This is a genomic window from Francisella sp. AG1 (genome assembly GCF_057683165.1).
Genome location: NZ_CM173135.1, coordinates 851734 through 863880, shown reverse-complemented (window position 1 = coordinate 863880; position 12147 = coordinate 851734). Strand labels below are relative to the sequence as shown.

Below are 12147 nucleotides of genomic sequence, written 5' to 3'. Positions count from 1 at the left end.
TTACTTTATTCTAAGCATTTCAATAATAATTCTGGAAATGGAATATACTCTACTTTGCCATAATATGACAAGCCTATCTGACAGCTGCGATTAAAAGTAACTCCTATGTCACAATCTTTAATTTGTGCTTTTAAAGAATTAAGACTAGCTGCATTTAATTCTGGTGTTGTAAATCCTTTATCTCCAGCAAAACCACAACAGTATATTCTTTCTGGTACAACAACCTCATCACAGCATCTACTTAATGCATGAATATATTTTTGGTTTATATTTTGTTTCCTTGTTGAACAATCAATATGTAACGCTATTTTTTTAAACTTCTTAACCAAGTTTAAATTATTCAACTTACTAAGAATAATACTGTTAATATTTATTAAATTTACACCTTGATCTTTAGCAAAACTTGCACATGAACTATTATCAATAGTCACATAATCATATTTATTAAAATCAATACTTTTCTGAAGCAAATCTAGTGATCGTTTTTGTTGTTCAAAATTAGCTTGTGAATGATACATTTGACCACAGCATTGATTGTTTAAATTTTTTGGATAGCTAACATCAAAACCTAAGCTCTCTAAAATAGTTTGATTTGAATATTTCAGTTGTTTTTTTTGGCCTGCAAATATTCTATTTGGACAAGATGGTATTAATAAAATTTTTTTCTTAATAGTTTGCTTAGTATCTGTAAATATAGCTTTTTGTATACTAGGCATAGTTTCTAAATATAGTTAATCCGATAGTTATTTGACAACAATGTTATAATATTTAGAAAAAATGTCATCATATAGCCAAGATTTCAGAGATATCGTAATAACTAAATATAAAGAAGGCCTAACAGACAAAGAGCTAAGTAATTTTTTTAATATAGATATCCGTACTACTAGATCTTGGATAAACTTATACGAGACAACTGGTGATTATAAATCTAAGCAAGGCTTGGGTTGCGGTAGAGTAGCAACCTTTACAGATAAGGAAGCGATAGAAAGCTACTTAAGAACATATCCAGATGCAATGGCTTTAGATATTAGAGAAGCATTAGCTCCTGAAATACCTAGAAGCACATTTTATGATTGTCTTACCAGACTTGGTTTTAGTTTTAAAAAAAGACACCTAAATATAGTTAATCTGATAATATTGTGCTAAAGACGTGAGTAATAGCATCAGATTAACTATATATAGGAATAGACTTAAACTTACTATGTATCTGCTGAGTAACATATTGCAAATTTTTCTTTCCAACCACACTACCAACTATATTACCTAAGCTAACTTTCTGCTTAGCGTAATTTATTTGCTTAGCATGATTAAGCGATTTATTATTTTGTATTTTTCGACTAAGAATATATGCACCAGTATCTATATCTACCGGACAACGCATTTTGCATAAGCTCGTTGTAGCACAAGTTTTGACCCCATAATAATCAAAATCTTTAAGCCATTGTTTTTTTTGTAAACCTTCCAGAGTTTCTATTTTTCTAGCAACCGTATTTCTTTGTCTTGGTGAAAGACTAATATTCCTAGATGGGCATACAGGTTCACAAAATCCACATTCCATACACTTATCTATTTGATCATCAACATTATTTAGCTCTTTTAAGTTCTTTATATGTAATTTTTTATCTTTAGTAAGCTTAACATCCGGATTTAATATATTATTTAAATCAAATAGCTTTTTAATTTGCCACATAATATCCCAACATTTTTCACCCCACTCAACTATAGCGAACGGTGAAATATTACGACCACTTCCATGCTCAGACTTTAATGAACCATTATATTTTTTGGCAACTAGAGATGTAAACTCATGCATAAAACCATCATATTTTATGATCTGATTTTTATCATTAAAATCAGGAGTAAGAATAAAATGAACATTTCCTGCTAGCACATGGCCAAATATTGCTGCATTTAAATAATCATATTTTATAAACAGCCTTTTAATATCTAAAATAAGATTTGGTAAATCTAAAATATTTACAGCAACATCTTCAGTTAAAACACTACTTCCTCTAGGTCTTTGCCCTGCAATTGTTGGTAATACTCCATTACGAGCCCTCCAAAGGGTCTTCATCTCAGTTTCACCCGTTCTAAAGCCAGCCTGATGAAATATATTTTCATCTTTAGTATATTCGTTTATAACCTCTAACTTGCCATAAAGATTCTCTTTACTATCTTCAGCTAATTCAACCATTATTGCAGCAATATTTTTATCTTTTAAAGGAATCAAAAAAGGCTGTAGTTCTTCAATATTGGATACTGACTTTAATGATACATAATCCAAGAGTTCAACTGCTGATGGTGTAATTAACTTTAACTTTAGCGTTAATTCTATTAAATCATCTAACCTACCATATATAAGATTCAAAGCTTTATGTTTATATTCTGGAACAGTATTTAAAATAACGTTACTAATAAATCCTAAAGTTCCCTCAGAACCAACAATCAATCTCTCTATGATTTTAATAGGATCATCAAAATCTAAAAAAGCATTTAAACTATAACCGCTAGTATTTTTTATAGAAAATTTCTTTTTAAGAAAAGAAGCCATCTGCTGGTTATCCAATATTTGCTGGCGAATACTCAAAATTGAATCTATAAATTTTTTTTTATTTTTCTTAAATTCATCAATACTCTTAGTCTTTGCTGTATCAAGGACATATCCATCAGCAAAAATTATTCTCATAGAATAAAGTGTAGAATATGAATTTTTAGCTACTCCACAACACATCCCACTTGAATTATTTGCTATTATACCTCCAATCTTAGCAGTATCGATTGAGCCTGGATCAGGACCAATTTTACGATCATATATTTTCAAGTATCTATTAGCTTCAGCTCCAATAATACTAGACTCCAACTTGAGCTTAAAACCTTTGTTATAAACTTCATATTTAAGCCAAGAGTCTGCTGCAAGTACTACTAAAACCTCATCTGTCACAGCCTGTCCTGACAAACTTGTCCCTGCTGTTCTAAAAGTCAACTTAATACCATAAATATTTGCTAACTTAATTACTTCAACTACTTCTTGTTCATTTCTTACAATTAATACTAGCTTTGGAATCATTCTATAAAGGCTTGCATCAGTTGAATATGCATACCTTAGAAGCTCATTTTCAACAACTTGATCATAAGCTATAGAAGCTTTAATTTTAGCTTTAATTTTTTGAAACATTAATAAATTTCCCTACATATATCCTAAAAAAATTATACATTATAAAAAAATTAAGCTTAATTTTTCAATGCAAATAGAATATATCTTGTTAAGTCCCTAAGAGTATCCTGCTCTACAAAATCTGACTTATATAACCAAATTTTTAACTTTTTATTTGACCCTTGTTGAGTAACATACAAATATACCCATCCATTGATAATTATGTGTTTTTTTAGAACCCAGAAATCACTTTCATTTGAATCTATAATAAACTTTAAAGAGCCACCCTGTTCATCAGGCAAAATAATAGCTGTGATAGAAATTTTGTTTTTAACCTCATAAACAATCGATACAAACACTAGAAAAAAACCTAAATAAAATAAGAAACTTTTATCAAAATAGTAGCTTAGTATACAGCTAACAAAAAAAACTAAACACATATAAATAATAGTTCTATTTTTACGTGTTTGCTTAATTTTAATAACCTGCATACTTCCTACATCAAATCATAACCTAATGATTTTAAGGCACGATCATCATCAGACCATCCACTCTTAACTTTCACATGTGTTTTAAGATTAACTTTCATATTGACAAGCCTTTCAATATCTATACGCGAATCTGTACCTATTTTTTTCAATTTAGCTCCTTTAGCCCCAATGATTATGCCTTTTTGGCTATCTCGCTCAACAAGAATGCTAGCATAAATATCAACTATACTTTTCTCCGTATCTACTTTATAGCTATCTATTTCTACAGCTATTTGATATGGTACTTCATTACCTATAGTTCGCATAATTTTTTCACGAATAATCTCAGAAACCATAAACTTAACGCTCCTGTCTGTAATCTGATCATCTTCATAAAAAAAACTCTCTGACTCAGGCAAAAGCTTCTCAATTCTTGTCTCAAGTTCATTAACATTATGCCCCTGCTTAGCAGATACATAAATCACATCATAAAAGCTTAATTTTTCTTTAATAGATTCTATAAACATTGATGCTTCTAAAGATTTCTTCTTATCTACTTTATTAACTACTAGAAATATCGGCATCTGTGCATATTTGAGCTTTTCAACAATATTATCTTCAAGTTCTGTCCATTTACCAATTTCTACTACAAACAAAATCACATCAACATCCTTTACCATAGTAGTTGCTGCTTTATTCATAAATTTATTAATAGCTTTTGGCTCTTTTGTATGAATACCTGGAGTATCAACATATATAAACTGTGTATCACCAAGAGTCTTAACTCCTGTTATTTGATGTCTAGTAGTTTGAGGTTTACGCGAAGTAATACTAACTTTATATTTGAGTATATTGTTTAAGAGAGTTGATTTACCAACATTGGGTCTTCCTATTATTGAAATATAACCACATTTTTTCATATGCAAATTTAAAAGAGAAATAATAAGAGATTGTAGCAGTATTTAACTGGTGTGTCGATTAATGAATTTTGCTAATCTATCCATAGCTTTTTTTAATTCAGACATTTCATTAGCACAACTGATCCTAGCAAAATCCTCTAAACCAAACGCTACCCCTGGCATCATTGCAACAAACTCTTCTTTTAGTAATGCGCTACATAATTCAGCATCAGTTACAAAATTTGTATGTTTAATAAGTTCTCTTAAATCAGGAAAAAGATAAAAAGTACCATCAGCACTTTTCACATCTATATATGGCATGCTACGTAAACTATTGGTTACATAGCTCTCTTTCTCTTTATATGAATCAGCAAAATACTGTAAATCTGTTATAGGCATATTCATAGCAGTGATAGCTGCATATTGAGATATTGAACAAGCACATGTAGTTGATTGTGATTGAAATTTTTTCAGTGCATCATTTAAGGGTTTTGGAGCGATAGTAAATCCTACTCTCCAACCAGTCATTGCAAAATTTTTAGAAACACCACTAGCAATTACATATCTATCTGCCAAATCTGGGGCAACCTCAGTTATTAATGTCATTCTTTTTTTAAAAAATAATTGATCATAAATATCATCACCAATAATCCAAATATTTGGGTATTTTCTTAATAAGTTTGCTAAATCCTCAATACATTGTTTTGAGTAAATAAGGCCTGTTGGATTGTTTGGATTATTAATAATAATTGCTTTGGTTTTATCTGTAATATAATTCTCCAAATCAGCAACATCAATTTCAAATTTATTTTCAAATTTGGTGTTCATAACTATAGGCTTTGCACCAGTTAGAGAAATCATTGCAGGATAAGATACCCAATATGGAGCAAAAAATAAGGCCTCATCTCCATCCTCTAAAATACAATTAAAGATATTATGTAAGCTGTGTTTAGCTCCTGATGTTACACAAACTTGGTCTGCAGCAAAATTAACTCCATAATCTCTTTTATAACGAGCAACTATAGCTTCCCTTAATTCCTTAATGCCATCAACATTTGTGTATTTTGTAATATTCTGATTAATAGCATTTATACCAGCCTGCTTAACCACATCTGGAGTATTAAAACCTGGTTCACCAATAGCAAGTGAAATCACATCATTACCTTCATCTTTTATCTGTTTGGCCAAAGCTGCCATTGCATTAGTAGCAGAAGGAGATACATTTTGAATTTTCTTATTTAAAGAAGCCATTTTTATTCCTTATTTTATATTTTTTGTACTTTAAATTTATCTTCTGTAATCTCAATGCAAGAATAATTATCCACATAAGTATACAGTTCAGAACTAACTAATGGTTCTGATAATACAACATAACTATTCTTATGATTATTTACTTTAAATGGTAAATCAAGAGTTTTTAAAATACCTTCATAACTTATATAGTATAGCGATGGCTGATTTGTAATGGTAGACATTTTTAATGAGTAAGAAGTTTCACCATTTGAATATGCTATACTTGCCTTAACCCTTTCTTCTAAACCATTTTTAGATTGAATCTTCATAATCTGTTCAATAGACTTAACGATCGCCTGTTTTGGCTTTTTATCTAAACCGTTTGATAATGCTAATAAGAATATTGCTTCAGAATCTGTTGAACCAAACCTATATTTAAAATACTCTGGTTTAATCAGTTGCTCTATTTCTTTTCTAATATTATCAAAATCACCTACAGATCCATTATGCATAAAAATTTGATTATTAAAGCAAAAAGGGTGGCTGTTTAAATTAGCTGTTGGAGCGATAGTACTTGCTCTAACATGTGCCATAAAATTTCTACTTTTTATATGTTTTGCTATAGATAGTAAATTCTGATTATTCCATGCTGGTTGAGCATCCTTATAAATTCCAGGTTCTTTATGTAGATTTGTATACCAACCAATGCCAAACCCGTCCCCATTTACTGGAACAGCTCCAAGAGATGATTGTATACTTTGATGTATAAGTGAGTTTTCTGGATCCACCAAAAGATCACTCATCTTTATTTTATCTCCATGATACATTATCCATCTACACATATACTCTACTCCTTAACTTTCCAATGACTAGTACCCCTAAGATACACAGGAAAAGTTGCTTGAGTTAACTTATAATCTTTCTCCTGCTGTTTATATGTTTTATATACAAAATCAACAACATGGTCAACATCTAATTTAAAATCTTCATTCTTAACATCCAACTCAGCAATACTATCTCCTACAAGGTCATACCCCATATGTAAGTTTTTAGAATACTCTTCTAGTTTATAAACTTTTTCTGAAATTATCTTATCTAAAAGATTATCATATAAGCCCAAATAAAAATCACCCATTTTAGCATCAAGAATAACAGCTACATTTTCCGATTTGGTTTCAACACTTTTGGATATAGCAAACATACTAGAAAAACCAACCACAGGTATATCTAAACCAACTGCGAAGCCTTGGCAAACTGCTGCTGCAAGCCTAACTCCAACAAAACTACCTGGACCAACTCCATAAGCTATGAAATCTAATGATTTTTTATCAATCCCTAATTTATCAAAAGCTTCCTTTATCATTTCTAAAATATATTTATTATGCTGGCGAGGAATTTCTCTAGTATCATTATAAATTTTACCACCAGCTGATAAAACAATTGAGCAATATTTACTTGATGTATCTAATATCAAAAAATTCATTTCTTAATTAATAACCTTCTTTATCTGATAATTTTTATCTAAAACTACAAATTCAGCATCATAGCCTATCTTAATCTGTCCTTTTTTTAACCCTAATGATTTTGCCTGGTTTGTACTAGTCATTTTAACTGCTTCATGCAAGCTGCATCCTGTATATTTTAAAACATTTTCTAAAGCTTTATTCATGGTTAAAACACTCCCTGCAAGCACACCATTTTCTAGCCTTGCTTCACCATTTTTAACAATAACTTTTTGCCCACCAAGCTCAAAAACTCCACTTCCTGAGCTTTGAGCTGACATAGCATCTGTAATCAATGCTATATTATCACTACCCTTAATTTCATAAGTAAACTTAACCATATCAGGATGAAGATGTATGCCATCAACTATTAACTCTGCTAAAACTTTTTTTGACATTAATAGTGCTGCTGCTGCTCCAGGATTTCGATGCTCAATCGGAGTCATCGCATTAAATAAATGTGTCGCATGGCTACAACCTTGCTCTATAGCATCTAAAGCCTGAGCCATTGTACAACTAGTATGCCCAATTGAACTTATAATATTCTTACTATTGCAAAACTCTATAATTTTATTAGCGTTTCTTATCTCTGGAGCTATTGTTATTTTTTTGACCATATTATCACAAGCCATATGCCAAGCTGCCATTTTATTAACATCAGATTCTTGTAAATAATTAGGGTTTTGAGCTCCAATTTTACCTGAAGATATAAATGGACCTTCTAAATGAACACCTGTAATTCGTGCTTTTTCAAAATGATTTTGAGAATTATATAATTTAATAGTTTCCATAGCTTTTAATATTTGATCATTTGCTGCTGTCATTGTTGTAGCAAGATAACTCGTGACTCCTTGATAATATAATGATTTTGAAATAACACCCAAGCTATCTACATCAGCATCCATCACATCTGCACCTTTTGAGCCATGGATATGTATATCTATAAATCCAGGTATTACAAAATCTGCTGAATCTAACTCAATAGTTGGCAGATTAAAACTAGCTACTTTTGCATTGTCTACAATAGCACTAACAATATTATCTCTAACTATTATATCCTTATTTTCGAAACCTGTTTGATCATAAATTTTTGCTCCTTTAAGAATATAACTTTGCATATAATAGCTCTAATAGGTAAAATCTTGTTTTATATTAACTAAATTTATAATTTTTATCTACAATGTTACATTGGTTTCCTGGGCATATGCACAAAGCTACTAAAGAGTTTCGCAAAAAAATGCCATCTATTGATATTGCTATTGAAATTGTTGATGGCCGTATTCCCGACTCTAGCAGCAATCATGTTTTAGAACAGATTGTAGGCAATAAGCCTATTATTAAAATATTATCAAAAAATGATCTAGCTGATCCTAAAGTTACTAAAGAATGGCTAAATCATTATAAAGGAAGTGCTATTGCTGTAAATACACTTCAAGATAAGAATGTAATCAAAAAAATCATTGAACTTGCGCAGAGAAAATGTCCAAACAGAGGCACTGTCCTAAAACCAATAAGGGCTATTATTTTTGGATTACCAAATGTTGGAAAATCAACCATGATTAATAAGCTTGCTGGTAGAAAAGTCGCTAAAACAGGTAATGAACCTGCTGTCACAAAACTCCAACAACGTATAGACATTAGTAAAAACTTTATGATATTTGATACTCCAGGAATAATGTTCCCTAGTCCAAAAAGTGAGACTAGTGGTTTTAGAATTGCGAGTATAGGATCTATTCGAGATACTGCGATGGACTATGAAGGAACAGCTTGCTTTTTGATTGATTTTTTAAAAGAAAAAAATCCTAGTGGTTTTTTAAATCGCTATACTATAATAAATAAAAAAAGTCTTATAGAAAAACACCCCCAAGAAATACTCAAAGATATCTCTGGCTCAAAAACTAACTTCAATATAAAGCAAGCAGCTCAAAATATAGTTCATGATTTTAGAAATGGGCACTTTGGTAGAATTTCTTTGGAAGATCCGGATACTTTAACTAGAGAAAAAGAACAAATAGCTATCTCTCAATCTGAAATTTAATAAAAAACTTAATTATCTTAAATGTAAGATCAAACTATTATATAATCTAATTAGTATACCATTAGAAGCTATGCAAATGTCTGAAAAAGAGAACACTTCTAAAAAACCAAAAAAAATAGGGCCTATTACCCTAAATAAGAAAAATACAATAAAATCTCTAATCATACTAGGTATAATCAGCAGCTGTGTTTTTGGAGTTAATAGTTATTTAAGCTACAAACACCAAATGTTTTTAGAAGAACATTCAAATGCTATTTTAAGCATCCAAAATGAAGATAAAGAAGCATATAAAGAATCCTTTGAGATTCTTTCTAAATTAGCTGACAATAATAATGCAACAACTGAAGACTATTTTTATCTAGGTTACTTATATCAATACGGTTATGGTACTCAAAAAAATTACTCTTATGCCTATAAATACTATAAAAAAGCTACAACTAAAGACTATCCAAAAGCCTACTATCAAATTGCTATACTGTATAAAGATGGATTAGGAGTAAATAAAAATGACAAAAAAGCTATTGATTATCTAAAAAAATCTTATGATCTTGGTTATAAAAAATCTATTATCACCCTAGCCCAACTCATAGAAAATAACAATGTATTAATATCTATAGTTGAACCTGAAATTTTATATGAGATATATTTAGCATATAATTCCAACATGCTTATCGAAACAACTACTAATGCTAAAATCAAATATCTTACAACAGCTGCCAGAGAAGGTTATGAGCCCGCTATAATAATTCAAGCTCGTAACTTTTCAAAAGCTGGAGATAATTATAGATCCTTAATGCTGTGGCAGACTTTGCTATATAGCTCAGACCCCAAAGTATCTGAATTAGCAAAAAAACAAATAGTAAAAGTTAATAAACAGGTTAATAAACAAATTAAAAAACAGCAAGAAGAAGAAACAAAAAAACAAGCACAGGAGCGACTTGAAGAAGAAAAAATATTTAATCAAAAACGTTTAGAAAAAATTAAAAGAAATAAACAAATTCAATATAAAAAAAATGTTGGACTTTCCATACCTAAACAGGAACTTAAAGATTTTAATGGTTTAATTTATCTAAACTTATTTAATGTTGACAAAGCTTTACTCCAGCAATTTTATAAAAGTATCACCAATATTTATATACCTATAAGACTTATCAACAACTCCAAAAATATTAGTAATAACTATATGAATGACTTTTTTATAATCTCAAAACTCAAACATAATAAATCATCATTAAGAATAGACTTTGGTAATCAAAATAATAATAAATACGAAGGTATGGTTTATTATTTCTATAATGATAAAAGTAATTTTACGCAAAACATACTCAACAGTATTATAAAAAATATTAATCCAAAAAAATCTTCCTTAACGCCAATAATTATTAATCCAGAGACAGGTTTAGCACAACAAACATACCTAAACAACATAAGAACAAAAAATATTCAAGAAGAAAAGCAAAACAACACTCAAGAAGAAATAGAAGATAATATTCAACTAACTCATGAAGAGCAAATACAAAGAATGCAAGTTTTTGCTCAAAAAGGAGATTTCAGGGAGTTCTATAAACTAGAGCAAGCTGCAAAAGCTGATGATGTATATGCTATATATTATGTTGGCAAATACTACTATAATATTAAAGAATTTGACAAAGCCCTTAAATACTATGAAAAAGCAGCGGACAAAAACTATGGTCCTGCATATTATAAATTAGCTTCTTTATATTATAACGAAGAAAAAAATGGCGTTCCATATGATAAAGATAAAGCTATGCATTATTATAAGAAAGCCGCTGATCTAGGAGTCAGAAATGCTAAGCATATTTTAATGCTAATCAAGTAAATTCATATATTTATATCTACTAAATTTTAAACAAATTTACTTAAAAAAACATTCAGTATAAATATTTGCTATAACCATATTGAACGATTCAAGTATACATAGTAGTATCTGGTGCTACAAACTAGCATATCAGACCTTAACCTCCATGATTAATCAAATAAATAAAGATAGTTTCTATACTGAAGTTACAAAAAAAAACATAGGTGTATATACCCAAAAGCAGCAAAATAAATTACGTGATTCACGTATTATAATTTTTGGATTAGGAGGGGTTGGTGGCATGGAAGCAATTCTTTGTGCAAGAAGTGGTATTGGACACATAAGTGGTGTTGACCCAGATACTTTTGAGCTTTCAAATATTAATCGTCAAATGATCGCGATGTCTTCAACTATGAACAAATATAAAAGTGAATCTACTGAAAATTACTTAAAAGACATAAACCCTTTTCTCAGCACTAGTTTTCATAATATCAAAGTAACTGAGGATAATGTCGATGAACTTATCAAAGGACATGATTTAGTTATGGAGGCTCTAGATGATATGCCATCAAGGATAGTCGTGCATCGTGCAGCCAAAAATCACAATATACCTAGCATCTCAATGTCTGGTAGCCCCCCTCATCGTGGTTTTGTATCTGCTTTTTTCCCAGATGGCATTAGTTATGAAGATGCTTTAAATATCCCAACAAAAGGTAAATCAATATCTGATACTAAGATAACTGATCTTGTCAATGATATTAAGAAAAAAAGAGCCCAATACTCTGTTACAAAAGGAGCCCCTCAACAGTGGGCCAATGATTTTTGCGCAGCTAAAGCAGGATGGATAATTACACCAATAAGAGCAAGTCTTCTAGCATCTTTTAGTTGCCATGAAGCTATTCAGATACTTATCGGCGAAAAGCCATTAGCTACAGCACCAAAAGGTATATATATAGATATGGATAATCTCACCAATCCAGTGCAAGTTATCAATCCAGAATGTGGTCACTGGGAAGCTTATAAAATATAAAT

At 30.3% G+C, this 12147-nt stretch carries 11 protein-coding genes and 1 pseudogene; 4 read left to right on the top strand and 8 right to left on the bottom strand.

Going from position 1 to position 12147, the window contains the following annotated elements:
• Window positions 1-5 precede the first annotated feature (5 nt).
• Window positions 6-716, bottom strand: coding sequence for a heterodisulfide reductase-related iron-sulfur binding cluster (locus tag ACR0PV_RS04400; protein ID WP_488173754.1), 711 nt, complete (start codon window positions 714-716; stop codon window positions 6-8).
• Between the two features lie 61 nt (window positions 717-777).
• Between ACR0PV_RS04400 and ACR0PV_RS04395 the strand changes: the two are divergent.
• Window positions 778-1110: pseudogene (locus tag ACR0PV_RS04395) on the top strand (IS630 family transposase); the annotation flags it as partial.
• Window positions 1111-1168: 58 nt separating this feature from the next.
• Here the strand turns inward: ACR0PV_RS04395 and ACR0PV_RS04390 are convergent.
• The 7 genes from ACR0PV_RS04390 to nagA are packed head-to-tail and all read right to left on the bottom strand — an operon-like array spanning window position 1169 to window position 8376.
• A complete protein-coding gene (locus tag ACR0PV_RS04390; protein WP_488173753.1) occupies window positions 1169-3175 on the bottom strand; it encodes an FAD-binding and (Fe-S)-binding domain-containing protein in 2007 nt (668 codons plus the stop codon).
• A 56-nt stretch (window positions 3176-3231) separates the two neighbouring features.
• Window positions 3232-3645 carry a hypothetical protein gene (locus ACR0PV_RS04385; protein WP_488173752.1) on the bottom strand — a complete coding sequence of 138 codons (414 nt, stop codon included), beginning with the start codon at window positions 3643-3645 and terminating at the stop codon, window positions 3232-3234.
• A 5-nt stretch (window positions 3646-3650) separates the two neighbouring features.
• Entirely contained in the window at window positions 3651-4544 is an 894-nt protein-coding gene (era, locus tag ACR0PV_RS04380; protein WP_488173751.1) for a GTPase Era, read from the bottom strand.
• Window positions 4545-4586: 42 nt separating this feature from the next.
• Entirely contained in the window at window positions 4587-5774 is a 1188-nt protein-coding gene (locus tag ACR0PV_RS04375) for a pyridoxal phosphate-dependent aminotransferase (protein ID WP_488173750.1), read from the bottom strand.
• 14 nt (window positions 5775-5788) lie between these two features.
• Complete coding sequence (locus ACR0PV_RS04370; protein WP_488173749.1) at window positions 5789-6598, bottom strand: class II glutamine amidotransferase; 810 nt, start codon at window positions 6596-6598, stop codon at window positions 5789-5791.
• Between the two features lie 5 nt (window positions 6599-6603).
• The gene (gene tsaB, locus ACR0PV_RS04365; protein ID WP_488173748.1) at window positions 6604-7239 is read right to left on the bottom strand and encodes a tRNA (adenosine(37)-N6)-threonylcarbamoyltransferase complex dimerization subunit type 1 TsaB; all 636 of its coding nucleotides are present in this window, start codon (window positions 7237-7239) and stop codon (window positions 6604-6606) included.
• Window positions 7240-7242: 3 nt separating this feature from the next.
• Window positions 7243-8376, bottom strand: coding sequence for an N-acetylglucosamine-6-phosphate deacetylase (gene nagA / locus ACR0PV_RS04360; protein ID WP_488173747.1), 1134 nt, complete (start codon window positions 8374-8376; stop codon window positions 7243-7245).
• 62 nt (window positions 8377-8438) lie between these two features.
• Between nagA and ylqF the strand changes: the two genes are divergently transcribed.
• The 3 genes from ylqF (at window position 8439) to ACR0PV_RS04345 (ending at window position 12145) form a co-directional block, all read left to right on the top strand.
• Window positions 8439-9296, top strand: a complete 858-nt coding sequence (ylqF, locus tag ACR0PV_RS04355) for a ribosome biogenesis GTPase YlqF (protein ID WP_488173746.1) — start codon at window positions 8439-8441, stop codon at window positions 9294-9296.
• Between the two features lie 76 nt (window positions 9297-9372).
• Window positions 9373-11136: a tetratricopeptide repeat protein gene (locus ACR0PV_RS04350; protein WP_488173745.1), complete on the top strand. Its 1764-nt coding sequence runs from the start codon at window positions 9373-9375 to the stop codon at window positions 11134-11136.
• 145 nt (window positions 11137-11281) lie between these two features.
• Complete coding sequence (locus ACR0PV_RS04345; RefSeq protein WP_488173744.1) at window positions 11282-12145, top strand: HesA/MoeB/ThiF family protein; 864 nt, start codon at window positions 11282-11284, stop codon at window positions 12143-12145.
• Window positions 12146-12147: the final 2 nt, after the last annotated feature.